Below are 25,740 nucleotides of genomic sequence, written 5' to 3' on the forward strand. Positions count from 1 at the left end.
GCATGACACTTGCGCGGCCGGATCACATCAACGACCTCGATACGTTACCCTGGATGCCCGCCTGGGTCACCTCTGCGCGCGCTGAAACCCTTGAAGATGTGGCGTTTTTGTCGGGTGCGGCGCTGAACCACCTGCATCTTGTGTTGGGGTACGAGGGCGTACCCCAAGCCTTGTTGCGGGACAGGCTCGCGCTGCGTGCGGCGGAGGCGTGTGTCGCGTTCTCTGGGCGACCGGAGCGGGCAGGGGAGTTGCGCGATGCGGTACACCTGATGCGCCCCGGCGACCTGCCCGGCCCGGCAGGGGAAACCTACCTGGCCTGGCAGCGAGCGGTGGAGCGGCCGGTGGCGGTCAAGGCTCTGGGTCGCGCTTTGCCGAACGTTGAGCCGGGCCAGATTGCCGCTTGGCTCGATACGGGGCAGGGCGGGCCGGTCGGCCGTGCCGCGATGGTGCTGGAGGCCGTGCTGCGCGAGACACCGCGTGCCGAAGTGCCGGCGTTGATCCTCGCGGATGCGGCTCTCGGGCAGGCACTCGGAAGGGACCATCTCGTGCCGCTTCTGGCCGTCGGCCTGAAACGCGCTGACCTGCGCAAGCAAGGGGAAGATTTGAGGCTCGCCTGTCATCGGGCGCTCGTATTATCGGCGGTCGAGGCCGTGCGTCTCTCAACCGACCTCGCGCGCCGGGCTGCTCACCTGAAAGCGGTCGCACCGAAGCTGCGCGCCAAGGGGGCCGGGAACGCCGTCGAGATATTCCTGAACCGCGATGCCGTCGCGCCATCGGCGCTACCCTTGCCGGATCGCGCCGCGCGGCGTCTTTGCGACCGGCTGGTTGACCTCGGGGCGGTGCGCGAACTGACTGGCCGCGACACCTTCCGGCTCTATGGAGTCTGAGCGATGGTCAAGGATGGACTCGACACCGAGCTTGACCGCGAACTATCCGACCTGCCGCCGGAGTTGCGCTGGCGGGAATGGATGCGCCGGGTCGAGGCGGTCCTCTTTGCCTCTGCTTCCCCTGTGCCGCGCGAAGACCTGGCGCGCATAGTGGGGCAGGCGGCCTCGGTCGATTTGCTGGTCGAGAACCTTGCCGCCGATCTGGAAGGGCGGGCTTTTGAAGTTGCGCAGGTCGCTGGCGGCTGGATATTCCGGACCCGATCCGTCTATGCCCCCGCGATCCGCGCTGCGGCAGATGTCGGCGACCAACTGCTGGACTTGAGTGAATTCGATGTCGCCGTGCTGGCCGCTATTGCCTATCATCAACCGATTACGCGCGATGGGCTCAAGGATATCTTTGGCAAGGACATCAGTCGGGACTTGATCGGGCGGCTGCATGCGCGCGACTTGATCGGGACCGGGCCAAGGTCGCCCAGGCGAGGGGCCCCCTATACCTTCGTCACCACCGAGCAGTTCCTGGTCGCGTTCGATCTGACTTCGCTACGGGACCTGCCGGATCGGGAGCAGCTCGAGGATGCGGGGCTGGCAGTGGGTTGAACGCGTTCTACCGACTTGCACATCTGATGCTTGAAGCAGTTCTTGCTGCAGGGCGTGGTAACAACCGCGTACAAATTGAATTGTCACGTACCGATTTATCTACAACAGCGATCAGTCCGTGACAGTCGCAGGTATTACATGCGATACACGGAAGCACTATGTACAAGGTGCATTGAACGAATAGATGGGAGCCATGGTGGCGCTTGATCAGATTTCCACAAAGGCGATGAGTAGCATCGTCCAACCAGCGCTGGCACCCACGTTGGCTGATGGTGCAGTGGATGCCTATAGATCCGACGCACGCCATGTCTTTTCTGACTCCGTGGTCGGGGCACTACTTTCCACCCGGGCACTCAGGCGCCTTTCCGGGATCGGCTTTCTTGGAGCCATAGACTACGTTCGCCACGGCTCTGGTCGAGCTGGGCACCGCCGCCGACACAACCGCCTCGAGCATTCCATTAGCGTGGCGTGGCTGGCAGACATATATGCGCGCGAGGCAGACCTTCCGGATGACCGGAGGCTGCTTCTGCTCAGCGCGGCATTGTTACACGATGTCGGTCATGGGCCGCTCTCTCATACGCTGGAACCTGTGTTCGAGGCAGAGTTTGGTATCAACCATCATATTATGACCCGCCACCTCGTCACTGGTGAGGTGGCGTTCGGGGATGAGATTCCAGAAGTTCTTGCCGACGCTGGTGTTGATTTAGATGAGGTGTTGGCGCTAATTGAAGGTGAGCATGACGGAGATGTCGGTTTTCTGTTTTCTAATCAGATCAATCTCGACACGCTCGAGGGGATCAATCGATGTCGTGCATTCATAGCGCGGCGGCCGGCGTTTGGGAGCTGTGAGAGTGTGGTTCGTCGTTGGGCCCGAGGTCGAGCATCGACGATCGAGAACGATTTCGACGCTTTCTGGCGCCTCAAGCACCACGTCTACAATCTCTTCATTGGGGGTAATCGTGGAGCAGTCCTAGACGCAGTCGCTCAAGCATATATGCGCTCCAATCTGAATGAATTTTCCGTCAATGATTTCCTCAATACTGAGGGCTTGCTCCGCCGTCGGCATCCAACCTTGTTTAGCTATCTCAGCCAGGTTTCCCGTAATGAACAGAATTCGGATTTCGAACTCCCGACGGATTGGCTTTTGCAGGATGTCACGGTGAAAAAGCGCGATTTTTACGTCAAGCACGAGTCGACGCTTAATGACCCGAAATCAATCAACCATCGTTACAGACAGACCAAGACAGTAATGTCCAAGAGTCTAGCCGAGCTCCTTGACTGAAGAAATGACTGTGATTCAAAGATTAAGTGATGCGACAGAGGTCGATGGAGCGCTTCAAAGAGCGAAGGATGAGGCGGAACGTCAGATCGGCCTCATGCGGGAGATCGCCGTTGATGTCATCCGTCAAGATGCGAATATCGTTGTTGGTGTGAATGGCAGCGTGGCGCGCCGAGAGGTGACAAGCGGCTCTGACGTCGATCTCTTCTTTCTCGTGCGCAACGGCGATGTAGACAAAGCAAAAGTTGTTCAGAGCACATTCCGAGAACGGCTGAAGAGTGCTGGCATCAAGATGCCTGCACATAACGGGGTGTTTGAGAACCCTCTACCTGTGGAAGAGCTCCTCCAAAGAATCGGTGGCGAGGCGGATACCAACGAATTCACAACGCGCCGTATGCTTTTCCTTTTGGAAGGAGAGTGGCTTCACAATTCCGATGGCTTCCATAAAGTCAGGATCGACCTCATCAGCCACTATGTCGATAATGAAATCGATGATCGGAAGCTCTGTCGATACCTCTTAAATGACATCATTCGATACTGGCGGACGATCTGTGTGGACTTCGAACAAAAGACTGCAGACGGAGCAAAGCCACGCGCGATCCGCTTGATCAAGCTCCGCTTCGCCAGAATGATGCTCTATTTCGGCGGTGTTGCCGCCATCTGTAAGACCAAGGACATGCCTGCGGCAGACAAGCGTGAAACGCTGAGACAGATGTTCGCCGTTCCACCAATTGACCGACTCAGAGATGTCTTCGGTGTCGTCGAAACCGGTCCGGTTCTGGCCGCGTATGCGACTTTCCTGAATTCGTTGGACGATGCTGATATTCGCGGCCAACTCAGCCTAGCCGGGCGGTCTGGTATGGAAACGGAAGCATATTCGGAGCTCGTGGAGGTCGCGCGGGATTTTCGAACTGCTCTGGAGACGTTGCTGGTTGGACCGGATAGTTGTCATAAGGAAATCGCATCTGCCCTCCTTCTGTGAGGCGCTTCCAGCAGTATGGTGTGTGCGATGAGATATCAACCGAGGCGCAGAATTCTTCTCATGAGGCATGGTCAAACCAGCTGGAATGAAGCAGGCTTGGTAATGGGACAGACGGATCTACCGATGAGTGAAAGTGGAATTCAGCAGGCTAAAGCTATGATTACCGAACTCGATTCCCTGGAAGTCAGAACGTTGTTTTCGAGTGCACTCTTCCGATGTCAGCAAACGGCAGAGTTTGTCTCCCGCGCTTTGGACCTCCCGATCACCTTCGTTCCTGGTTTGGAAGAGCGATGCTGGGGAATTTACGAAGGGCGCCACCACACAGAGCGCGACACAACTGTAGATCCGCCAGAAGGGGAGACTCTTTCGCAGTTTCAGGATCGGATTGCAGTCGCGCTAGACTTGATTTCTGCTTCGGACAGACCCTTGGTTGTCACACACTCCGGAGTTATCCGCTATGCACTGGAGAAAGCGGAAAGTGATAAGTCTCGCCGTCGAATCCCGCATGCGAAGCCCATCCTGGTTCCGTGGGGGCTCCGCACAGTGACAGCAAGCTAAACTTCAAAGTGGATCAGATTCAGCACCAAAGGCAGGACCAAACTCAGATGTAGAATCGGTAAGAAGGGTTGGGCGTAGCGTTGTCAGACAGCTCGCACATGAGTTCGCCAACCCGTTTTGCGAAAAGCAAAGTGATGGGAAGCCTAGTGATGCCATCACTTGAATTCCAATTCATCTTGGTAAGCGCCAAGATTTCGTGCGCTCTAGCACGAATATCTGTTTCCCCCATGCTCCCAATCTCTAGCGGAGCTGGGATATGCATTCCCGGAAACTCGTTCCACCATGGAATGTAACCGCTGGTGAATAAATAGTCATGCTGATCAAGTGAACATAGCGTCCCCCTCCAAGGCTCTTCTGTTCCCTTTCGAACGACGCGAAAAGATGTATTGCGCAGCCAAACTAAATCGCAGTTAGCTACGCGCTGGTCCGCTATCTTGCGGAACCCGTTTTCTTCTTCTGGCTGATAGTGGCTCGTCTTGTGCACGACCACTCGATCTGGACTCACGCCCGCTCTTTTCTCGTACTCGTTCAGTATTTGCTCCATCAAGCCGCTGGCCTGATCTTCGTCGAGATACGGTTGTCTGTCTCGTTTCTGGTTATGATCGATGTTTGCGCCCTTGATCGCAAATGGTTCAATGTCAGTTGAATATGCCTGAGCTACGCTGGCATAAACGAGATGCCCGCCGCGCTTCTTCATGTGGTGAAAGGAAACACCCACAAAGCAAACGTTCTTTGGCAGGTCTGCCGGCCTCCAAGGTATACCTTTAGCTTTGTAGTATATCGAAACCGCAGCATTCCAGGCTCGGGTTGCATGGCTGTGCCCCGTGTCATCGGGGCGATCGATTGTCTCCCGCCTGATGATTTGCACGGGAACCGACTGATTGTCTGACATAATCCGTGCTTTGAGTGCGCGATAGAAAGTCCTGAAAAGAAGGTCGTCAGCCATAGTCTGGAGCGCACTCGCAGCCTCCAGTTCTTCTGGCGTTGGCTGGAAGAGTGCGAGCTGGTCGCTTTCTTCTTCTGCTCTCACCATCTCGAGCGCATGTCGTTCTTCGGGGCTAAGTCCTGGATTGGCCGCGCGCAGGTCGCCGAGTTCCGGCTTTATGCAAAGGACAATGCAATCCGGTGCCTCATCGCCATAAAGACTGGCGATCGCATCGTCGAAAAGCTCGACAAGCTCGCCGAACTTCTGGCCGCGATGAGCTTCATTCATAAGCAGCTGGTACTTTGACGAGTCGATAACACGCTTCTGGCGTTCATCGATTTCAAACCGGGCATTGAGTGCACTCTTGAGCCCCGGCCAGTCTCTATAGCGTTGAGAGTTCTTTTCTTTCGCCGGCATGAACTGCTCGAGTTTTGAGAACCACTCTGTCGCCGCGCTCACATCGTCAGCAAGTCCAACAAAGCCAAGGCGAATAACCTTTTCACCACGATCGTCCGATGGTCCAGACAAGGGCAAAGCGCGCCGCGGATCAACATCGAGCTCTCCGTTGGAGAACTCGAGCATAGGTTCACGCAGGACGTCGATCTTCAGCTGAACTGTCATCAGTCAGTAATCCTTCTTCGGTCACATCGGCAGTAAAGAAACTTCCCTCCAGTATGAGGTCTTGCACATGGCCATCGCCGATACTTATGGTTTGCTGACCTCTCGATAAGAAGCGTCCCCAAAACGCGAAATCGCTTTCGACATTAGTGTTCCTGTCGAACCTTATTCTGCGTGTTGCCCGTTTTGTTCTGAGGTAACCCGGCAGTGGCGATTGACCGTCTTTCTTGGTGAACATGTAAAACGGCTTAATCCTTACGCCCCAACCCTCGCCAAATCGGACGACTTCATAGCCGAAACCTTCGCACTCAAACCAAGGGAGACTGTCATCGCCGCGTCTCTTGACCACATCCCTTCTTATCCCCTTTCTCAATGGGCTGTCGTAAATGATTGTGCGGTTTCTTTGCCCTTTACTCTTGAAGTAAGCGCGCTTTGCTGGAAAACCTTTCTTGGTCTTTTCGATCATTAGGCCATCCACCTCGAAGGAGCGCAAATACCCTTCGAAGTGCTTGCGCATTAGCCATGCAATCTTTTTGTGCAGGATTGGATCGTCGTCGGCTGTGGAAAGGGGAATTTCTTCAAGTTCTCCCTCCATCGCATCGCCAAAGATGGCGGAGGAAAGAGCGGGGTTTAGGAAGGTCCAAAGCAAATTCGATCTACTTTCAAAGACAAATGGCCCGGCCTCCGTCAATGCTGCTTTTGACTTGAGGTTTGCCCAACCCCCATGAACCCTTAGCTTCGTGATAAACTGTGGGATTGCCGAGAAGACCAATGTGTTGAGGGTGTAGGTTCCAATCGGCCTTCTGTCGATCGATACTGCTGCAGACCCTGCTGACGCACCTGGGCGAAAGAGCTTACCAACGAACCGCTCGGCACCTGGCGGAAACGCAAATAGTGACGATCCACCTGCATCGGTACAAAGACTGAGTGCATCGATCAGTCCTGTTCCCGCGCGCTCCATCGCACTGATCCCGAAAAAGACATCGCACAGGGATCTGTTTCGCAAGTCGCTGAACTCGGGGACTGGATCAAAAGCGCCATTCTCATCTGTTGCGAGGCGAACTTTAGACCTAGCCGACATGCTAGCAGGGTTCGTAAATGTTATGCTGTAATTGTCCTCGACGTTGATTGTGGATGGCTCGCGAGCTTCATAGTCGCGGTGAACTATCATGTTTACGAGCAGCTCAATCAGTGCGCGTTCCGGATAAGCAAGACGAGATACATGCTTTTGTTTGCCTTTGACCTTGATCTCGGGGTTTACATCCTTGGTTTCCAGCCAGTTCAACGCTTCATTATACTGTTTGATAAGGTTGCCTTGAAAGACCGTTCGCTTTTTGTCGGAAATTGTAGCGGTCAAGACAGAATGTGGGAAGAACCGCTCAGGCTGCCTACCGAACAGCAGCACGCAGCCGTTGCTTGGCAGTTCGTTTCCCTCGGGATCTTTACGTAGTAATCCAATTTCGCGCATCAATGGTTTCAATTCTGCTGATGACACGGGTCCGCGCTCGAGCTTCTCGCAATATCGCCTCAAAGTAGTCAGTGCCAGATCAGCATCAATGTCCGCCCACGTGGCTCCTTCACAAACAAGATCGTCGAATTCCTGGTGTTCCTGAGATGTGACTGGTTGAGCAAAGCGTTGAATTCCAGCCAGCTCAAGGTTGAGGTCTCTCATAGCCTCGTCGAACCCGGAAATTTCCAGCTGCTGAAAATTTCGCCCCAATCGTGCTTTGAGTGCTTCGACGTTGGGATGTAGGGCTTCGCTCCCTCTTGTGCACCAGTAGACACCCTGCCTGAATTTCTGGTTTGCGTCGCCAAGCAAAGACTGCATGATCGAGTCTTCCGCCCCGCGGTAGCCCATGACGACGAGAGGAGTTGCATCAAGCAACGGGCGAAGATGATCTAGCAGAACCGTTTCGAGTGTCTTGGTTTCTTCTATCAGATTACGGTCGGTATATTGTTCGGCCTTGCCGTGAAGCCACACAATCTGTGCTTTGGCAAAAAGGCTAAATTCATTGAAGTCACTCTCCCCTCGGTTCACTTCTGCTACATGGCGGATGTGGGGGTGCTTCTGTGCCAATGCTCTGGGCAGACACAGATCGAAATTGGTGGTCATCACAGTGCCTGCCAAACCACGGAGCACCAGATCGGCAAGTGCGTGGTAGCCGATTCCAATGTCTCCTTTGATACTCGTAAGCTCCAGCAGGAGTCTCCTCCGGTAAGCTTCGGGCTGAAGCAGATGTTCGATAATCAGCGGAAAGTTTTCAGCAAGATTTTCTTCACCTGGCAAAAACCAATCGTGGTTCCTGAGCCAGTTCACCCATTCGGATGGTTTTATTTGATCAACTGGAACCCGACCGCAGAGTTCACGTTCTGCGAATACCTGTTTGGCAAGCCTGCGAACGCTTTCGCCTGCCAAAGGGATGCCTGATGTGAAGGACGCGCCTGCGCCAAGCAGCAGTGTAGGCCGAGCATCATTCTCTGGGCGAAAGAGTGATGAGAGAATCGTGATGGATGACTTGTGCGACATAGACCAACAATTACTCCATCTTGCGAACAAAACAAGAATATATACTCGGTGTTGTGGTCGTTTCATCCTGGCGCACACTTTGTTGACAAGCTTAATGCCTTTGTTCGAGGCTGACTGATTACCCCCGCAGAAGTCCCGTCTTGTCGATTTTGGCCCCTCCTGCCCTTTGGTCAGGACCGCGCCCTAGTCGGTCGGCTGAACGCAGCCGCCCTCCCCGAGCTGAAACGCCACCTCTCCCTGCGACGTGCCGCTGGCGATGCAGTCTCCTCCGGAGCCAGCCTGGCCAGCCGTCGCATGGTCGAGGCAACGCTTCATCTCGGCCATTCGGTAACGGTCGCTGGGGCGGGCGTGTGACATCAGTGATCTCGTACCTCGCGTCTCGGCCGGTGTTGTTCCGTGCTTTGCCGGACATGCTGTGCCGCCCCGTCATCCTAGGTCGCAAACGATGGTCGACGACCGCGCGATCGCATTGGCCGCAGCTGGCATAAGGCCGGCGATGGTCGTGATGCGCGGATCGCAAGTTGTCGGGCTGCCGCGGAGGGTCCATTCGAAATCCGGGTGAGCCGAGCACAGTGTCGAGGCTTCGACGGTCTGCCTGCTGCTCTTCCAGACGACACACATCGGGTTGCCAAGGAAACCAGCCGTCGCGGCACGTGAGCCAGGGGCAGGCAAAGCTCTGACTCGCCCGGGTCCGGATCGGTGCAAAAAGACAGAGAAGACACCGCCCCCGCAGCTACTCTGTTTGCAGTTCACCCAGTTTCCTTCGCGGCCAACGCACTTCTCCCTTTGTCTGAGTTGCATGACATGCTGGTCGCAGCTGTCGTCCCGTTCACAAGGGTTGTCGCCGATCTTTTTCCCCTGACCCTGCGGGCCATTCTTCGCGGAGCAAAAAGACCGGCGCCTGCCCCTCTCCGCTGCGCTTCGCCTTCGGTGTGGCCGGACCTTGGCCAGCTGCAAGGTGACCATCATTGCAACGCAAACAAGGAGAAGAGCAATGACCACGAACTGCATCAAATTCACCAGCGCCGACATCGAAACCGCCAAGGGCGTCGGCTCCATCTCGACCCTGACCTTCGACCTCGACATCACGGTCGAACCCGTCGCAAGCGCGAACCCGATGGCCCCCACGCACCGCGTCCTCGGCCGCTCCCCGCGCGGCAAGCTGGTCGAGTGCGGCGGCATCTGGAAGAAGCAGAACAAGGAGACCGGCGCCGACTACTACACGCTGACCATCCGTGACCATGGCTTCAACGCCAACCTCGGCAAGGCGGCAAACCAGGACGATCTGTCCCTGCAGGCCATCATCCCCTGGGGTCCCAAGGACGCCGCCTAAGCCAACGGCCAGACCGCTCCGGCGGTCTGGCTCTTTCTCGTTCCGGGGGAACTTGTCCTCGACTGGTGCACTATCGGTGTCCGAAGGATGCGGTATATTTCGGACGCCGACGCGGATAGTCGGACTGGATAGGTCGCTGACGCGACTTCGATCTTTCTGTTCAGTGACAGCGCGGATCGCGGGAACCTGAGGCGGAACCGAAAGTCAGCAGCGAGAACTGGGAGCCCGCTGAGCGAGGCAAGCGCGCCCCTTCTTTCAGTCGAGTAACCCGCGCCTAGGTCGTCTTGGCGAAGCTCCTTGGGGCGGCGAACGAGCCCTGCGCCGCAGGCAACGAAATCGCAAATCAACGTCATGCATCCCTGGGCAACGTCTCACGTCAGGGTCACCGGCGCGCACCTTTCCGTCGACTTGTTGGCCTCAGAGATCGCTAGCCCGGGGTCGAGCGGTCACCAACGCCGGGGGCAGGTTTCTGGACGGCTGACGCCTTGAGCGCTGCCGAGGCATCGCTCACAACAAACCTGCCCCCGGCGTGCTCCATTTCATTCCGCCCCTTATCGGGTGCAGCCCGCTCTCATGCCCCCGGTCTTTTCCACGATCCGTCCAACGACGATCAACGGAAAGGATCACACCATGACACTCGAACAATCCATCGACCTCGCGGAACTGCAAGCCGACATGGCCTTCGAAGCCTACCTCGCCGCCTTTGATGAAGACGCCCATCCGGAGACCCTCGACAGCCTCGAGACCGAGGTTCTGATCGCCCGCAGCCGCTACGACGATCTGCGCAATCAGGGACTGGGTCACTGACCCAGACACCCCTGCGGGTCTTCGAATCCGCAGGGGTCTGACGTCGACCCTCAGAAGCTTCGTGACGCCCTCAGAGGGTGTGGCCGCGCTTTCTCGCGCGGGCCGTATTCGTGTTCCTGGCGCCCGATCCGTGACCGGCTCGGGCGCTCGATTTGCCTGTCGTCACCTGCTGATTGGGAAACAGTTTCAGCAGAGTCTTTTGACCTGATTGCCGCGTATCATTGTGAACTGCGTCCGTTCCATGCCGCGCTGCGCAGCGGTCTTGAGTACACCTCATTTCCCGCAAAAAGACACGGAATGCAAAACGTAATATTGCGCAATGTGATGTATTGAAGTATAAGCGAAGGAGAGAAGGAAGACGTTGGCAGGATATGGCCAATGTTTGCACATTTTGTCCGAGGGGTCTGTGATGGGCGTTTCCCGCAAAGCTGAATGCTCCGCCGCACGCGAACGCGACCTAGGGCAATCGCTGCCTCGCGCGCGTCTGCGCATGCACCCTTTTCCTGGAAGCGGGAGAACGCCCTAGTGCCGAGGCCAGCGAAAAACCTGAAGCTTGAACAGCGCATCGAAGTTGCGCGGCGCTTTGCAGCGGGCGAGAGCGCGAAAGAGCTTGCGGCGGCGTTTGGCATCTCTTCGCGCCACGTGAACCGGCTCGCGAAAGAGGAGGCGGGCGAGGGGATCGCGGTGCGCGATCCGAGCGAGACCGTGGCCTTCCGGGCCAGCCGATCCGAGCTGGAAGCCTTTGACGCGGAGTGGCGCGCGCGGGGCTATGCCAACCGGTCGCAGGCGCTCAATGCGGTGCTGCGTGGACGGTGCGGATTCCTCGATGTCCCACGCGATCTGGTGGCGGAATTCTGCGCCGCATGGCGTCAGGCGAAGGATGTGAGCGACGCCGGACTCGCGCTCGCCAAGGCGGTGCATCGCGGTCGGCTGGAGGTCTCGGAGACGGACCGCACGGTGCTGATCGAGTTGCTCGATCTGGCGCAGTCGATGAGCCGCGAGATGGGCCGGATGAAGGATGCGGCGCAGGCGCTGCGTCATCAGGAGTGGCCGCAAAAGGAAGAAGGGCAGGGGGCGGAGAGCGCGGTTCTGGAGGGTGGCCCGCGCACGATCGAACGCGGATTGAGGCTTGTCAGGAATGGCTGACCCGCTCGCCCTCTACGCCTCGGTCATGGGGCGGCTCTGGGAGGATGAGCGCATCCGGGGTCAGGCCGCGGCGCGGATCGATGCGCGGCTGGCGGGCCGTCGACAGGGGCGTAGCTTCGCCCGCGTCGGATCCATGTCGGCGCGCAATGCGCTGAAGGCGGCCTCGGGACAGAGCCGCGCGGCGGTCTTCAAGCGGATCCGGGCGGGGGGGTGCAAGACGCGCACCTCGCTCGGGGCGCAGATCTCCTACATCAATGACAAGGCGGTCTACACCTACTCGACGATGACCAACACGCTGACCGACGCGGAGGTCCTGACCGACGAGCAGAAGGAAGACATCATCGAGGCCTGGGCCGGGACCTGGCGCGGCTCGACCAAGCTCGGTTTCACCTCGCACATGCTGCTGTCATTCCCGACCGACGTGACCGTCGACCAGGTGCGCGACATCGCGATGGACTGGACAGAGCATTTCTTCGAGAGCGGTGAATATGGCGATCAGTGGGACTATGTTCTCGCGGTCCATGACGACCGGGCGCACAAGCACGCCCATATCATCCTGAACAACCGCGGCGTCGAGAAGGGCACCTGGTTCTCCTGCTGGGCCGAGGGTGTGATGTCGCCGCAGCTCATGCGCGAGAAGCAGGCCGAGATCGCCGAACGCTACGGCGTCATGCTCGACGCCACCACCCGGCTCGAGCGGGGCATCTTCGAGAAGCCCGCCGGGATCGAGGAATTCTACCGCGCCAAGGAAGAGGCCCGCCTGCCGCGTGAGATTGTCATGACGGCCCAAGAATCCGCCATCGCGCAGGCGCAGGTGGTGGGCTTCGCCAAGGACTACAAGAACCTTGCCGACCTGCTGGACCGGATGGACCAGCGTCACATGGCGCGCGCCGTACGCGGCATGGCGGACGGGCTTGGCTCGGGCACGCCGTGGAACTTCACCGAAGGAGAGATAGACATGAAGGACATCAAGACCGTCGGTGACGCGATCGACTATTCCGAGCGCACGATCGAGGCGCTGAGGCTCAAGGCCGAAGAACTGGATCCGGCCGAGCGTGCCGCTTTTGAAGCCAAGGCCGCGCCGATCATCGCGGACCTTTCGCAGATGGTGCCAGACCCGGAGCTGCGCGCGCGCTTTGGCAAGCAGCTCGAGGAACCCTATCCGCCGGGGGCGGGCAGCGAGGTGCTGATCGCCGCGCTGAAGTCCGGCAACGACGAGGGGTTACGCGACGTGCTCGAGCGCGCCGAAGAAGAAGGCATGGACAGCGAGGAACTGGTGGCCCGGATCGCTGCCGGCGGTACGCGGAACTACGGCATGGCGCAGGACTGGGTCGAGCGCGACATGAACGCAGTGCTGGCGAAGGACGGTCTGAGCGTGGAGACCGCGAGTGACGACCAGCTCGATGCCGCGCTGGAAAAGGTCGACGGCGTCATGGACGCGCTGATGGAGCGGGCCAAGGAACTTGGGGTCGAGATCGGTCGGACTCTCGCGGACGAAGAACAGGAGATCCTGCCGCTTATCGACGAAGACGACCGGACGCCAAATCCCTACCTGCAGGACCTCGCCGACATGTTGCGGGACGGCAAGCTCACCGAGGAACAGGAAGAGACCATCGAGCGGACCCTGCAATCCGAGCTCTTCAAGGAGTTGGGCGAAGAGGGCTTGGCCGAACTCCGGCGCGGCAACTTCCAGGTGCTGGACGCAGTGTTGCCGAGCAAGCTCGACCAGATCACCGTCACGCAGGAATTCCTCGAAATGACCTTCGAGGAGACCGGTGACCAGGTCTTCACCGATCGCGCCGCCGGGTTGCAGCAGGATAAGGCGACCGAGGTTGCGCGGCTGCGTGGCCAGCAGGAGGCGCAGGAAATGGGGCGTGATCTAGGACGTGACCGCGGACTCGATGACGAGATGGAATTCTAAAGGGGAGATGACCACCATGACCAAGACACTTCCCCTCTGGGCAGCACTCCTCTTCGGCGTGATCTGCGGTGCCGTCATCGGCACCATCGTCGCCGCCTTCTACCTGACCCTGGCCCTGAAAACCGGGTTCCAGAGCTTCGACATGCTGGCGCTCTGGAAGGCGAGCACGGGCACGCGCGCGGCGCACCCCGAGGCCTTCAAGGTGGGTTTCGGCGCTGTAGGCTTCGGGTCTATCGGCCTCGGCGCCCTGGCGCTCGCCTGGACCTGGAAGAAGGAGCGCGACGATTACGGCTCGGCCCACTGGCAGACAAAGGCGGAGCTGAAGAAGAACGACATGCTGCAGGCCCCCGGTAAGGGCTTCGTCTGCGGCAAGCTTGGCGCACCGACCTCCAAGGCCGAGTTCATCTCTTCGTCCACCATCCCCCATGTGATGATGGTGGCCCCGACCCGTGCCGGTAAGGGCGTTGGCTTCGTGATCCCGAACCTTTTGAGCTTTGCGGGCTCGGTCGTGGTGCTCGACGTGAAGGGCGAGAACTTCGAGAAGACCGCGCGGCTCCGGGCGGTGAACGGCGACGAGGTCTATCGCTTCAGCCCCTTCGACTGGGCCAACGCCACGCATCGCTACAACCCGCTTGCCCGGATCGCCAAAGCCCCGACATTCGCGCAGCGCTTCACAGAGGTTTCGATCCTGGCCGACCTCTTCCTCGACAAGGACAACAAGACCCTCGACACCTTCTCCGAGGCGGGCAAGTCGATCTTCGTCGCCGCCTGTCTACTGGCGATCCAGCGCGGCACGCCGAGCCTTGGCGAGGTGAACAAGATCGTCGCCGGAGGAGACTACAAGAACGCGCAGTACAAGACCTATGCAGACGAGGCCGAGGAAGACATCCTGCGCGAGCTCTGGACCAATGCCGCCTCGGCCTCCTCGCGCCTGCTCACCTCAAATATCCAGGCCCTGATGACCGCCGGTCTCAAGCAATGGGACAACCCGGCGGTGCGCTCGGCCACCGAGGCGAGCGACTTTGATTTCTCGACCTTCCGGAAGACCCCGCAGTCGCTCTACATCGCCGTCTCCGAAGATCACATCGCGACGCTGGCGCCGCTCCTGCGCTTGATGTTCGCCGATCTCATTGCCTCGATCCGGCTGAACGAGCCCGGCCCGGACGAGCCTTGGCCGGTCATGATGATGATCGACGAATTCCAGCAGATGGGGGCGATGCCCTATCTCGAACGCGCGATCCACTCGCTGGCAAGTTACGGTGGTCGCGTCGCGATGATTGCGCAGTCGTTGGCCTCGCTCGACCGGATCTACGGACCCGAGGGCCGCGAGAGCCTCGAGAACGGGGCAGGGCTCAAGCTCTATATTACCCCGCGGGACCAGCGCACTGTAAAAGAAGTTTCCGCCGCCGTGGGCAGCACGACCCGCGAGGCGGTCACCCGCGTGTATGGCCGCAACAAGGGCTTCCTCGGCGCGACTTCGACCTCGGCGCGGTTGGAAGAGCGGCCGTTGCTTTCCGAGACCGAAGCCCGTCTGATGAACCCGGATGAGGTCATCATCCTCGCCTCGCCGCAGCACCCGATCAAGGCGAGCCGGATCAAGTATTACGACGATCCGTTCTTCAAGGAGATGCTGGCCCGACAGGAGGGTAAGCCCTTTCCCTATCCGCCGAGTGTGCAGGGTGCGGGGCCTTGGGGTAGCGACGGTGGTGATGAGGCCGGCGGAGACGAGCAGGCGAAACCAGGCGAACGCGCGCCTGCCCGTGATCGCTCGCAGCGCCGCGAGGCACGGACGATGAGCGTGATGGCGTTGGAGGCCGGGCGCGGGCAGCCAGAGCCGGAGACGCTCGAGCGGGAAGCGGCCGTGCCGAAGGAATGGGAGGCGTCGCTCGACCGGCAGGAGGACTTTATCGAGGAGTTGTTGGGTGGGTGAAGATGAAAAGGGCCAACCAACCTAAACGATTGTCACGCCTTGTTCTGCATCAAGTGCCGAGATTCGCTCCTTGACCTCCTCGCTCAGGTAATCTGCGTTGATCGTGCGCAGATACCGCAAAGCTTCTTTGTCATTCGCCTGATATTCTAGGCGACGCTTATAGAAAGTCAGGCGCCCTTCTGCCTCCTGAATGATCTCTCCCCAGGTCTTGGCCCAGACACGAATCTTGACTGGGTCATCAACTTCGAGGACTAGCCCACGAGGTTTGTCTTTTTGCCGCGCCTCGAACTCTGCGTCTTTTGTGAAGCGGTTGGCCACTGCGACGAAGTCCCATTCCACGTTCGAGTGCTTGAAACGGTCATCGAGCGCCACGGCCTTTGCGTACTTCTTGATCTGGTTGATGACGTCTTCATTGAGGTGCTGGCTTGGGCGTTTTAGTTCTATGACGAGGTGTCTTCGTTCTTCGTCGGTCGCGGTAGGCATCCGGCACGACAGCATCAAATCAACAATAGCGGCTTTGCCCTCGGCGTCGAGAACTGGTGCACTTGGCGCGGGTGTTTCCCGAGCAGTGCCATCGTCACTGTCACTGCCCAACAATTCGATATGGCTGCGTAGAACGGCGGATAGATCCTCGTCATCATTCATTAGGTTAAACTGTTCTCCGAAAATCCACGTCTCTTGGGCAATAATCCGGTGAAGTTGGGACCGCTCGAGCAACTGACGTTTGGACTCTGGGTCGAAGACCAAGATTTGCAAGGCTCGCAAGAACTCGAGACGATCGGTTACAGCTTTTGCGGCATTGATAACAGCTGTAAGCGAGGTCTTTCGAAGAAGGTCTGCCAGTTCCTCTTGCTTAGCCTTGGGAAGGTCTACGACACTCTCCAGAATTGCAGGCAGGGCACCCGGCCCAGTTTCAATCGCTGCTTTGACAAGCTGAAGAATAAGCTTTTGCTGCTTCGATGGTGCCTTTTCGAACTCAGGGCTATAGTCCGCCAAATTTAACGCGACGACATCAAAGACCTGTCTTTCGTTGATCTCGATAGGATTGGACGTTTTTCCCTCATAGGGATAGATCTTGGCCTCTTTCCATTCCTGGATTTTGCCACGAGAACGCTCTGTTTCGCGCTCGCGAAAGTGCTCGCGCAACTTGGCTTTTGTCGTCTCGACAAGTGCCATGGAGGGAGGGTCGAGCTCTACGAGTCCGTCTGTGTTGTCGTCTGCAAGGTCCTGAAAATGGTCTGCGGTTAAATATGCAGTGAAGTCGAACCCGCGGGCATGAATTCCCGGCGCCATTTCGTGGAAGCTGAATCGGCGTAAGCGGTGCGCCGTTCACACGGGTTTGGCGTAGTTCCAAGGCAGCAACTCTTTGATGTCCGTTTGTTTGTGTCCGCCAGCAATGGCGATCAGGACACCGGACAGATAGCCATGGGGTTCAATCCCGTTGAGTTTGCAGGTTTCGATCAGAGACGCGATGACGGCCCAGTTTTGCGCGCCGGCATCGTGACCTGCGAAGAGCGCGTTTTTGCGGTTTAGGGCGATGGGACGGATGGTGCGCTCGACGGGGTTGGAATCCAGTTCGATGCGACCGTCGTCGAGGAACCGGATCAGCCCGTCCCAGTATTTGGCGATGTATTTCAGGGCCTCCCCGGTCGGTGACTTGGCAGAGACACGGGCGCGGTTCTGGGCGAGCCAGAGTTCGAAGGCGTCGATGATGGGTTTTGAGCGTTCCTGCCGTGCAACGCATCGTTGATCGGCTGGCTGACCGCGCAGGTCTTTTTCGATGCGATAGAGCGCCTGGATTTGGGCCAGACCTTCCTGCGCAATCGGGGCCGTGCTTGACTGAGTGACGTCGTGCAGTTTGCGACGGGCGTGAGCCCAGCAGTAGGCCAACGCCACGTCCTGCGCAGGTCGCTTGAGGAGGCGGTTGTAACCTGCATAGCCGTCGACCTGTAGGTTGCCGCTGAAGCCTTTCAAGATATTGTCTGCATGCTGGCCAGATCGTCCCGGCGCGTAAGTGAACGCCACTCCAGGTGGATCATCGCCGCCCCATGGCCTGTCATCACGGGCCAGCGCCCAGAAGTATCCTGTTTTGGTGCTTTTGCGCCCTGGGGCCAGAACCGGCGCGGGTGTTTCGTCCATGAAGAGCTTGGTTGAGCGCTTCAGATCAGCCATCAGGGCGTCATAGACAGGGGTCAATTCGAAAGCCGACTTGCCAACCCATGCGGCCAGGGTCGAACGATCCAGATCGATCCCCTGGCGGCTGTAGATTTGCGCTTGCCGATAGAGCGGCAGGTGATCCGCATATTTTGAGACGAGCACATGGGCGAGCGTTGCCTCGGTCGGCATGCCGCCTGCGATGATGTGGGCGGGTGCCGGAGCTTGGGTGATCCCGGCTTCGCAGGATCGGCATGCGTATTTGGGGCGACGGGTGACGATCACCCGGAACTGCGCGGGAATAATATCCAGCCGTTCGCTGACATCTTCGCCGATGACATGACGCTCAGCCCCGCAGGCGCAGGAGAGCTCGGGTTCAATGACCACTTCCACCCGCTCCAGATGCTTGGGCAATGATCCCCGGTTGGTCTGACGCGGCTTTGGCGGTCGCATGGGCGCGGTGCGCTGATCAGCATCAATCTCAGCTTCCACCTGCGCGATGGCCGTCTCGATGTCTTCGAGCTCCAGCTCGTATTGGCCTGGATCGATCTTCTCGGATTTGCTCCCGAAGAGCGCCTTCTTGAAGGCGGCAACCAGGGCCTCGAGCCGGGCGTTCTGATCCTGCTGCGCACGGATGATCGCCTTCAACTCAGCAATGTCGTCGGGCAATTCATCAGGTGCGATCATGCCCGACGCATAACAAAACAGGGGCAGAATAACCCCTGCAAAGGGTCCCGTGAGTCACTCCGCCGCAGAAGGTGCTGCGACCTCCAAGGGCTGCACGCGCCGCCAATCCAAACCCGCAAACAGCGCCTCAAACTGTGCCGGTTCCAAACGCATCACCCCGTTCTTGATCGCGGGCCATTTGAAGGTGTTATCCTCCAGTCGCTTATACGCCATCACCAGCCCACTGCCGTCCCAGTAGATCAGCTTCAGCTGATCTGCGCGCTTGGCGCGGAACACATATACAGACCCATCAAAGGGCTTCTGTCGCAAATGACCCTGCACCAGAGCGGCCAGCCCGTCATGGCCTTTGCGGAAGTCGACCGGATCACTGGCCACAAAAATACGGACCTTGTGGGATGGCATGATCACGTGGCGATGGCCCGTGCTATCTCCGCGATCCGCGGGGCTGGCGTCGCAGCATCAAGACGAACAATGACGTCGCCCTTGATCACATCGAGCGTGCTTGAGAATGGGTTAGGCAGAGCCTCGGCGACCGGCGCAAGCGCCTCGATCTCCACAGGCACGAAGTCCATACCCTCCAAATTTGGAAGAACCAGCTTGCCCTGTCGGGCCATCCGTCGCCAATCAGACACCGTGCTGGGGATCAACTCGTATCGCTTCGCGACCGCGTTGACCGTCTCGCCCTCAATCAATGTCTCCGCCACAATCCGAGCCTTCAGCTCCCGTGGCCAATTCCGCTTCCCATCCCCACGGCGCGGCACCCTTGCCAGAAACTCGCTTGTAGCTCCCATCGAGAAACTCCCCACAAACCAAAGAAGCCTCTGAATCGCAGATCACACGTCAGCTCGAAAGTGTGGGGGAGGCGCACCGCTTACGAATCGGCCTGGCAGGCAAAGCATCAACTTCCGTTCGACCTTCTTTTTCCACTCAATAATGTCGAGTGTGGCTTTGTACTCATGACCATCTTCGGTGATCGCCGAAATTTCATAAGGCGTCACGTCGCGAATTGCATCCCGCGCGTCGATTACTTCGCCATCATAGATGATACTGAAAGCTGGATCTTCGTAGAGTTGGAGTGCGAACACATCCCGGACTTGCTCGGCGAACCCGTCTGCCGACCGTATTTCGAAATCGCGAACTACATTCTCAATTTCTACAGTGCAGCCAGTGTTCCCTGACGGGACTATATCTGAAATCGTGAAGCGCTTCAGATCCGACTTTTCACCGCTGATCAAAAACTTCTTTCCAGCATGATGGGATACCCAAGTTACACGCTCGCCGAGTGCAAATGCCTTGAAGCGTCCCTGACCCTTTTCCCCATGAATTGACCTGCCGCCATCGGTTTTGATTGCTCGCTTCTTCCAGGATCCACCCAATGATTGGAAGGAAGCTTCGACCTCGTCTGCGGGAATTCCGGTTCCATCGTCGACAACTCGAATGACACCAAGCTTTGTAAGTTGACCCTCTTCTAGCTCAACCTTTACTTCGCGCGCATCCGCATCATAGGCATTCCAAATGAGTTCAGAGATGGCGGCCAGCGGTTTCGCGGTGGTAATCCGCTGGATATGATCATTTTCAACTTTAATTTCAATTTGCTGCACGGATCGGGCCTCGGTGAGCGTTAAATTCCTGAACTAGTCCCATGCGCTGATCGTGTTTTCAACCTGAAAGACCAGCGCTCTGAACTTCCAAATCTCCCTATTGGACACCCACTCATGTCCTCCAAAGGTCGCCTAACCCTTCTTCAAAGGTATCGATGAATGCGACCATACGTGAGACGATGCGCTCCGCAGAGGGTTTTCGCTGAAGGATGCCCGGCGTTTCGATCATGATAGCAATGACTTCGTCGGTCATCGGGCGCTTGCCGGAAAACTGATAAGCTTCGAGCAGGATCGCAAACCCCTCTGGACGCAGCTTTTCCTCGGAGCAAATTGAATCAAAGGCCGCGTCTCGCTTTTCCGCCCAAAAACCCTCGAACGTCGCATTGGTTTGTTCGGCACTTTTCATAGTTGGCAGGTAGGTCGTGATGAACTCCTCGATCAGTTCACGTTTGCTACGAAGACGCGGCTCTGACCCCAACAGATCGAGAATGGTCTTGGTCTTTCCCGCTGTATCCAGCGCATCCTCGGCTTCTCGCTGCTCCTCGACGATGGACGCCAATAGGGCAAGGATATAGGCGACATTGATGTTGTCGCGCCGGATCAGCTCAAGCTCGAAATCAACCTCGTTGAGGATGGAAGCCTTCTGGTCGTCATCTTGATCCGATTTCATGCGATCATGAATGTCGAGGTACTTACTCTTGAAATCCTCGAAGCGCTGCGCGTCCAGTGAGAGGTCATCATTACTGAACTCGGTGAAACTGGTCAGCACGTTGCGGATGCGGATTAGCTCGCGGAAGGCCCGAACGAACGCGAGAATGTCGTCCTCTGAAACCAGCCTGTCGACGGCTGACGGCGTCGGAGCAATCTTGAGCAATTCCATCACCGCCTCGTTGAAGCGGTCAACGTACTCTTGGTAGGGCGCGATCAGGATTGTCTCGTCAGCTTCCTTGTTCGAGAACAGCGCGATGGCCTCGTCCGCCTTGGCCTTGAGGTTGCGGAAGCAGACGATATTGCCCTGCGATTTCTTCTGCCCGAGGATCCGGTTCGTGCGGGAAAATGCCTGAATCAGCCCATGATATCGCAGGTTCTTGTCGACATAGAGCGTGTTGCAGGTCTTGGCATCAAAGCCGGTGAGGAACATGTTGACCACCAGCAGGATGTCGATGCCCTGGCCGACGATGTAATCCTTCCGGTCACGCCATTTCATGCGCTTCGCCAAAGCTTTGTAGTAGACGTAGAAGGCCTTCCCGTCCTTCACGCTGTTGTTGGTGCCGAACATCGCGTTGTAATCGGTCACATAACCAGCCAGCTTGTCGCGACTGTGCTGGGTGGCCGCACTGACGGGGCCACCGGTTACATCGGGTTCGCCAATCAATCCGTTGGCATCATCGTCTTCTTCATTGGCCGCGAAGGTAAAGATGGTGGCGACCTTCAGGTCATGCTTGCCCTGGGCCTTCTTGCGCTGAAATGCCTCGTAAGTCTTGGTCAGCGCATCAACCGAAGCCACACACATGATGGCCGAGAAATCGCGGCTATGCGTCTTGCGGTCGTGGTTCTCGATGATCCAGTCGACCACCCCGTCGATCCGCTTTTCGCTCTCGAAGAACTCCTTCAAGTCGAGGCCGGACACCTCTTCATCGCCAATGAACGTCCCGTCCTTGCGGCGCAGCTTCCCCCAGTACTCGACCGAAAACCGAAGTACGTTCTCGTCTCGGATGGCGTCCGTGATGACATAGCGGTGCAGGCATTCCTCGAACAGGTTTGCCGTCGTCCGCTTGCCAATGGCGTTTTCCTTCAGGATCGGCGTGCCGGTGAAACCGAACATCTGCGCCTTCGGGAAAAACGCCACGATATTCTTGTGGGTGTCGCCGAACTGGCTGCGGTGACATTCGTCGAAGACGAACACGATCCGCTCATCCTTCAGCGCCTCCATCGCCGCCGCATGGCGTTCGCGCGTGATGGCAGTGTTCAGTTTCTGGATCGTCGTCACGACCAGCTTGGTGTCGGGATCGGCCAGTTGATCCACCAGTGCCTTGGTGTTGTCGGTGCCATCGACTGATCCGGGCGAGAAGAAGTTGAATTCCTTCGTCGTCTGGTAATCCAGATCAGCCCTATCCACGACAAAGACGACCTTGGCGACCTTGGGGGTCTCGACGATCACCTGACTGGCCTTGAAGCTGGTCAGCGTCTTGCCCGAACCGGTCGTGTGCCAGATATAGCCGTTCTTGCGCCCCTTCATCACCCGGTCGAGGATCCGTTCGACGGCATAATATTGATACGGCCGCAGCACCATCAGCACCTGGTCGCTTTCGTGCAGGACCACGTATTTCGCGATCATCTTGGACACGAAGCACTTCTCAAGGAAGGCGTCGGCAAAGGCCTCGAGCCGCGTGATCGGCGTGTTGTCCTCATCCGCCCAGAAGAACGTCTGCTTGAAATCCTGATGCCGGTTGTTGGCATAGTATTTCGTGTTTACCCCGTTCGAGATCACGAAAAGCTGCACATATTGGAACAGGGCATTGCCCGCGCCAAAACTATGGCGGTGATAGCGGTTGATCTGATTGAAGGCCTCTTTCAACTCGATCCCGCGTCGCTTCAGCTCGATCTGGATCAGCGGCAGCCCGTTCACCAGCAGCGTCACGTCATAGCGGGTCTTGTAATGCCCTTCCTGCGTGATCTGATGCGTCACCTGATAGCGGTTGCGGCACCATTCACGCCCGTTGAAGAACTGCACATAGGCGGTGGTCCCATCGTCGCGTTGCAGCGCCATGCGGTCGCGTAGCGTCTTGGCCTTCTCGAAGGTCGAGCCCTTGCCCAGATGGTTCAGTATGGTGCGGAATTCCCCGTCCGAGAATTGCAGCCCGTTATGCGCCTCAAGCTGCGCACGCAGGTTGGACTCCAGCGCCGCATTGTCGGGAATGGCGACCGAGGCCCAACCCAGATCGTTCAGACGCTGGATCAAGGCATTTTCGAGCTGGGCTTCGGACTGGGTATTCATCGGAAAACCTTAAACGAACAGCTTTTGCAGAAGGCCTTTCTTGTAGGCCTCCATGTCGGAAATCTCTGTTGATAGACAGAGAATCTTCTTGTCGAGTGAACTGAACAAGTCTCTGATTTTCTGAATTTCGTCAGGGTCAACAGGAACCCAGACTTTTCCAGAAAGAAAAGTGCTGTTGTTGATGTTCATTGTGTTCTTGGCACCTTTGTTGACCAAAGGCCTTAGAAACCTCTCCGTATTGCTCTCTGAACTGAAATAGACGTCCAGAAACATTCCAATCTGATGTGTCGTGGGTCGGAATACACCGTATAGCGGTGAAACGATGGCAGAATAGGCGATCTGGCTTTGTTTGATGATACCAAAAGGGAATTTACCAGTTGGGCTCTTCGTATAAACGATATCGCCGGGATTAACTCTGTTGTAGTGCAATGTGGTTTCGGCTGCATAGCTTCTGCCCAAGTGGGCAACTTGGTCGATAAGGCCATGCACTACAGATACAGAATGTACAGCTTCCGTGCCGTCGCTCTTCTGCTTATGTTCTTTCAGTAGCGACGAAAGCTTCCGCTCCTCCCAAGCCGGGAAAGGGCTACCGTCATCGCGGGTAAAGCGCAGCTCGCGCGAAAACAGCCGCTGCATCAGCCCGCGCTTGTAATCCTCCAGCGCGGTTTTCTTGCTGGTCAGAAGGGTGATCTTGCGGGAAGTGGCGTCGAGTACCGCCGCAATCTTTTCCTGTTCCGGCTGATCCGGCAGCGCGAGTGGGATCTTGGCGAAGTCCTGATAATAAAGGCGCAAGCGGTCGTTGGTCAGCCCGTGCGAATAGGCCCAAAGCTGGTGGAGCATGTGCCGGTTTTGAAACCAGTAATCGAAGAATTTCGAGGACACGCCTTTCCTGGGCGAAAGAACGACATAGGCAGGGCTGACCATGCATTCCTCCGACGCCATTCCGACAGCGCCCTGCCACATGCGCATCATGTTGTAGACCAGATCGCCCGGCTGCGCGCGTAGGTTGGAGCCATCCGCCGCGTCCGCGCCCATGTGGCGATCAAGGCTGTCGCGGCGAACCATCCCACGGTTTTGGGTCACAGAATAGACCGGCAGCCCGGCTTCGCCCTTCGCCTTGCTGTTGCGAAAGGCATCGCCCGCTCGTGCGGGTTTCCATGGTCCCTTGAACTCTGGGAAACGAAGCTCCGGCACAGGCGATTTCATAGCGGGGCTTCCAGACCAAGTTCGGCGCAGAACCCGCGCAGTTCTTCGTCAACGTCGCGCATGTCCAGACTGATCTGTTCGACGCGGCGGGTCACTTCCTCTAGGTCGATAGGCGGTTCGGGCACGAAGGTGTCGACATAGCGCGGGATATTGAGGTTGAAATCGTTCTCTTCTATCTCGGCCAATAGGGCCCGATGCGTAAACCGTTCTTCCTCGGCACGGGTCCGATAGGCCCCAACGATGCGTTCCACGTCTTCTTCGCCAAGCCAGTTTTGGTTTTTCCCGCGTTGGAAACAGGTTGATGCATCGACGAACAGGACGTCCTCGGTTTCCTTGCATTTCTTCAGCACCAGAATGCAGGTGGGGATAGCCGTGCCGTAAAAGATGTTCTCCGGTAGGCCAATCACCGCATCCAGCCAGTTGCGACGGATCAGGAACTCGCGAATGGCCCCCTCGGCCCCGCCACGAAACAGCACACCATGCGGCAGGATCACCGCCATTGTGCCATCCTCATCCAGATGATGCAGCATGTGCTGTACAAAGGCGAAATCGGCCTTGGACGCGGGCGCGAGACGGCCATATTCGGCGAAGCGGTCGTCGCTCTCAAAGATCTTGTTCGCCGACCATTTGGCCGAAAACGGCGGGTTGGCGACGATGGCCTCGAAGGTCTGGCCCATATGCTGGGGGTGTTCCAGCGTGTCTTCCTGCTGGATATCGAAATCGAGGTAATGCACCCCGTGCAGGATCATGTTCATCCGCGCGAGGTTGTAGGTGGTGCGGTTCAGCTCCTGCCCGACAAACTCGCCCACGGATTTGTTTGACTTCTTGTAGCCCAGTTCCCGCGCCACGCGCAGCAACAGCGAGGCAGACCCGCAGGTCGGGTCATAGACCGAGCGCAGCCGCGCCTTACCGGTGGTCACAATCTTGGCTAGTACGGTCGAGACCTGCTGCGGGGTGTAGAACTCGCCAGCCTTCTTGCCCGCACCAGACGCAAATTTACCGATCAGGTATTCATAGGCATCGCCCAGAACGTCCGAATTCGAATTAGTCAGTTCGAAGTCGATGGATTCCAGATGGGCCAGCACCTTGGAAATCAGCGTGTTTCGCGCCTCGTTGCTGCGGCCCAGCTTGCTGGAATTCAGGTCGAGATCTTCGAAGAGGTTGACGAAATCCTCCTCGGACTCGTTGCCCATGGTGGATTTCTGAATGTTGTTCAGCGTGTCGGAGAGATCGGCGAGGATGAAGCTGCCCGGTTCTGCGCCGCGCTTGGCGACCTCCGAGAACAGCTCGCGCGGGCGCAGATAGTAGCCGAGGCTATCGATGCAGTTCTCTTGTACGGCTCCAAGAATGCCTTGGTGAACCGCGTCGGTTTCGTCGAGCGAAGCGAAGGCAAGGCCTTCGGATTTGAGAAGCTCCTGGTCGACGTAGATGTGCAGGCGTTCGGACAGGTACTTGTAGAAAATGAACCCGAGGATGTAGTCGCGGAACTCATCCGCATCCATCCGGCCACGGAGCTCGTTGGCGATATCCCATAGTTTCTGTTCGAGTTTTTTCTTCTGTTCTTCCGTCACGGGACCACCCTGA

Annotated in this window: 21 protein-coding genes; 10 read left to right on the forward strand and 11 right to left on the reverse strand. The window is 57.7% G+C overall.

Features of this window, described 5'->3' with window-relative positions:
• The first annotated feature begins 2 nt into the window (after nt 1-2).
• The 5 genes from Q1B16_RS19520 to Q1B16_RS22385 all read left to right on the forward strand — a co-directional run bounded on the left by Q1B16_RS19520 (nt 3) and on the right by Q1B16_RS22385 (nt 4,303).
• Nucleotides 3-887, forward strand: a complete 885-nt coding sequence (locus Q1B16_RS19520; protein WP_299793089.1) for a DUF1403 family protein — start codon at nt 3-5, stop codon at nt 885-887.
• Nucleotides 888-890: 3 nt separating this feature from the next.
• Complete coding sequence (locus Q1B16_RS19525) at nt 891-1,484, forward strand: SMC-Scp complex subunit ScpB (protein WP_299793092.1); 594 nt, start codon at nt 891-893, stop codon at nt 1,482-1,484.
• 193 nt (nt 1,485-1,677) lie between these two features.
• Nucleotides 1,678-2,766 (forward strand): HD domain-containing protein, encoded by a 1,089-nt coding sequence (locus tag Q1B16_RS19530; RefSeq protein WP_299793095.1) that lies wholly within the window; start codon nt 1,678-1,680, stop codon nt 2,764-2,766.
• Entirely contained in the window at nt 2,759-3,745 is a 987-nt protein-coding gene (locus Q1B16_RS19535) for a hypothetical protein (protein ID WP_299793098.1), read from the forward strand. Before Q1B16_RS19530 ends, Q1B16_RS19535 begins: the two co-directional genes overlap by 8 nt.
• Before the next feature lie 60 nt (nt 3,746-3,805).
• Nucleotides 3,806-4,303, forward strand: a complete 498-nt coding sequence (locus Q1B16_RS22385; protein ID WP_366140174.1) for a histidine phosphatase family protein — start codon at nt 3,806-3,808, stop codon at nt 4,301-4,303.
• A gap of 43 nt (nt 4,304-4,346) precedes the next feature.
• Here the strand turns inward: Q1B16_RS22385 and Q1B16_RS19540 are convergent, their stop codons facing one another.
• The 3 genes from Q1B16_RS19540 to Q1B16_RS19550 all read right to left on the reverse strand — a co-directional run bounded on the left by Q1B16_RS19540 (nt 4,347) and on the right by Q1B16_RS19550 (nt 8,730).
• Nucleotides 4,347-5,849 (reverse strand): hypothetical protein, encoded by a 1,503-nt coding sequence (locus Q1B16_RS19540; RefSeq protein ID WP_299793101.1) that lies wholly within the window; start codon nt 5,847-5,849, stop codon nt 4,347-4,349.
• Nucleotides 5,815-8,373 (reverse strand): SIR2 family protein, encoded by a 2,559-nt coding sequence (locus Q1B16_RS19545; protein ID WP_299793104.1) that lies wholly within the window; start codon nt 8,371-8,373, stop codon nt 5,815-5,817. The genes Q1B16_RS19540 and Q1B16_RS19545 overlap by 35 nt, the downstream gene beginning before the upstream one ends.
• Before the next feature lie 183 nt (nt 8,374-8,556).
• Nucleotides 8,557-8,730, reverse strand: coding sequence for a hypothetical protein (locus Q1B16_RS19550; protein WP_299793107.1), 174 nt, complete (start codon nt 8,728-8,730; stop codon nt 8,557-8,559).
• A gap of 637 nt (nt 8,731-9,367) precedes the next feature.
• On the opposite strand from Q1B16_RS19550, the gene Q1B16_RS19555 reads away from it, so the two are divergent.
• The 5 genes from Q1B16_RS19555 to Q1B16_RS19575 all read left to right on the forward strand — a co-directional run bounded on the left by Q1B16_RS19555 (nt 9,368) and on the right by Q1B16_RS19575 (nt 15,510).
• Nucleotides 9,368-9,706: a DUF736 family protein gene (locus Q1B16_RS19555; protein WP_027238685.1), complete on the forward strand. Its 339-nt coding sequence runs from the start codon at nt 9,368-9,370 to the stop codon at nt 9,704-9,706.
• Between the two features lie 630 nt (nt 9,707-10,336).
• A complete protein-coding gene (locus tag Q1B16_RS19560; protein ID WP_299793116.1) occupies nt 10,337-10,513 on the forward strand; it encodes a hypothetical protein in 177 nt (58 codons plus the stop codon).
• A gap of 525 nt (nt 10,514-11,038) precedes the next feature.
• Nucleotides 11,039-11,659, forward strand: coding sequence for a helix-turn-helix domain-containing protein (locus Q1B16_RS19565; RefSeq protein ID WP_299793118.1), 621 nt, complete (start codon nt 11,039-11,041; stop codon nt 11,657-11,659).
• Nucleotides 11,652-13,580 carry a relaxase/mobilization nuclease domain-containing protein gene (locus Q1B16_RS19570; protein ID WP_299793122.1) on the forward strand — a complete coding sequence of 643 codons (1,929 nt, stop codon included), beginning with the start codon at nt 11,652-11,654 and terminating at the stop codon, nt 13,578-13,580. The genes Q1B16_RS19565 and Q1B16_RS19570 overlap by 8 nt, the downstream gene beginning before the upstream one ends.
• 16 nt (nt 13,581-13,596) lie before the next feature.
• Entirely contained in the window at nt 13,597-15,510 is a 1,914-nt protein-coding gene (locus Q1B16_RS19575) for a type IV secretory system conjugative DNA transfer family protein (protein WP_299793125.1), read from the forward strand.
• Between the two features lie 21 nt (nt 15,511-15,531).
• Here the strand turns inward: Q1B16_RS19575 and Q1B16_RS19580 are convergent, their stop codons facing one another.
• The 8 genes from Q1B16_RS19580 to Q1B16_RS19615 form a co-directional block, all read right to left on the reverse strand.
• Nucleotides 15,532-16,686 (reverse strand): hypothetical protein, encoded by a 1,155-nt coding sequence (locus tag Q1B16_RS19580; protein WP_299793127.1) that lies wholly within the window; start codon nt 16,684-16,686, stop codon nt 15,532-15,534.
• Between the two features lie 153 nt (nt 16,687-16,839).
• Nucleotides 16,840-18,351, reverse strand: a complete 1,512-nt coding sequence (locus tag Q1B16_RS19585; RefSeq protein WP_299793130.1) for an IS66 family transposase — start codon at nt 18,349-18,351, stop codon at nt 16,840-16,842.
• 54 nt (nt 18,352-18,405) lie between these two features.
• Complete coding sequence (tnpB, locus tag Q1B16_RS19590; RefSeq protein WP_299793174.1) at nt 18,406-18,753, reverse strand: IS66 family insertion sequence element accessory protein TnpB; 348 nt, start codon at nt 18,751-18,753, stop codon at nt 18,406-18,408.
• Between the two features lie 2 nt (nt 18,754-18,755).
• On the reverse strand, nt 18,756-19,142 hold the full coding sequence (locus Q1B16_RS19595; protein ID WP_299793133.1) for a transposase: 387 nt from the start codon (nt 19,140-19,142) through the stop codon (nt 18,756-18,758).
• Between the two features lie 42 nt (nt 19,143-19,184).
• Entirely contained in the window at nt 19,185-19,952 is a 768-nt protein-coding gene (locus tag Q1B16_RS19600; RefSeq protein ID WP_299793136.1) for an ATP-binding protein, read from the reverse strand.
• 112 nt (nt 19,953-20,064) lie between these two features.
• A complete protein-coding gene (locus Q1B16_RS19605; protein ID WP_299793139.1) occupies nt 20,065-22,950 on the reverse strand; it encodes a type I restriction endonuclease subunit R in 2,886 nt (961 codons plus the stop codon).
• Nucleotides 22,951-22,959: 9 nt separating this feature from the next.
• Nucleotides 22,960-24,156 (reverse strand): restriction endonuclease subunit S, encoded by a 1,197-nt coding sequence (locus Q1B16_RS19610; protein ID WP_299793142.1) that lies wholly within the window; start codon nt 24,154-24,156, stop codon nt 22,960-22,962.
• On the reverse strand, nt 24,153-25,727 hold the full coding sequence (locus Q1B16_RS19615) for a type I restriction-modification system subunit M (RefSeq protein ID WP_299793145.1): 1,575 nt from the start codon (nt 25,725-25,727) through the stop codon (nt 24,153-24,155). The genes Q1B16_RS19610 and Q1B16_RS19615 overlap by 4 nt, the downstream gene beginning before the upstream one ends.
• Nucleotides 25,728-25,740: the final 13 nt, after the last annotated feature.

The sequence above is a fragment of the uncultured Marivita sp. genome (assembly GCF_947488135.1).
GTDB lineage: Bacteria > Pseudomonadota > Alphaproteobacteria > Rhodobacterales > Rhodobacteraceae > Marivita.

Bases quoted from the DNA above. Each gene is read 5' to 3' on its own strand.
- Q1B16_RS19520 (WP_299793089.1), top strand. From the start codon at position 3: ATGACACTTGCGCGGCCGGATCACATCAACGACCTCGATACGTTACCC.
- Q1B16_RS19525 (WP_299793092.1), top strand. From the start codon at position 891: ATGGTCAAGGATGGACTCGACACCGAGCTTGACCGCGAACTATCCGAC.
- Q1B16_RS19530 (WP_299793095.1), top strand. From the start codon at position 1,678: ATGGTGGCGCTTGATCAGATTTCCACAAAGGCGATGAGTAGCATCGTC.
- Q1B16_RS22385 (WP_366140174.1), top strand. From the start codon at position 3,806: ATGAGGCATGGTCAAACCAGCTGGAATGAAGCAGGCTTGGTAATGGGA.
- Q1B16_RS19540 (WP_299793101.1), bottom strand. From the start codon at position 5,849: ATGACAGTTCAGCTGAAGATCGACGTCCTGCGTGAACCTATGCTCGAG.
- Q1B16_RS19545 (WP_299793104.1), bottom strand. From the start codon at position 8,373: ATGTCGCACAAGTCATCCATCACGATTCTCTCATCACTCTTTCGCCCA.
- Q1B16_RS19550 (WP_299793107.1), bottom strand. From the start codon at position 8,730: ATGTCACACGCCCGCCCCAGCGACCGTTACCGAATGGCCGAGATGAAG.
- Q1B16_RS19555 (WP_027238685.1), top strand. From the start codon at position 9,368: ATGACCACGAACTGCATCAAATTCACCAGCGCCGACATCGAAACCGCC.
- Q1B16_RS19560 (WP_299793116.1), top strand. From the start codon at position 10,337: ATGACACTCGAACAATCCATCGACCTCGCGGAACTGCAAGCCGACATG.
- Q1B16_RS19570 (WP_299793122.1), top strand. From the start codon at position 11,652: ATGGCTGACCCGCTCGCCCTCTACGCCTCGGTCATGGGGCGGCTCTGG.
- Q1B16_RS19575 (WP_299793125.1), top strand. From the start codon at position 13,597: ATGACCAAGACACTTCCCCTCTGGGCAGCACTCCTCTTCGGCGTGATC.
- Q1B16_RS19580 (WP_299793127.1), bottom strand. From the start codon at position 16,686: ATGGCACTTGTCGAGACGACAAAAGCCAAGTTGCGCGAGCACTTTCGC.
- Q1B16_RS19585 (WP_299793130.1), bottom strand. From the start codon at position 18,351: ATGATCGCACCTGATGAATTGCCCGACGACATTGCTGAGTTGAAGGCG.
- tnpB (WP_299793174.1), bottom strand. From the start codon at position 18,753: ATGCCATCCCACAAGGTCCGTATTTTTGTGGCCAGTGATCCGGTCGAC.
- Q1B16_RS19595 (WP_299793133.1), bottom strand. From the start codon at position 19,142: ATGGGAGCTACAAGCGAGTTTCTGGCAAGGGTGCCGCGCCGTGGGGAT.
- Q1B16_RS19605 (WP_299793139.1), bottom strand. From the start codon at position 22,950: ATGAATACCCAGTCCGAAGCCCAGCTCGAAAATGCCTTGATCCAGCGT.
- Q1B16_RS19610 (WP_299793142.1), bottom strand. From the start codon at position 24,156: ATGAAATCGCCTGTGCCGGAGCTTCGTTTCCCAGAGTTCAAGGGACCA.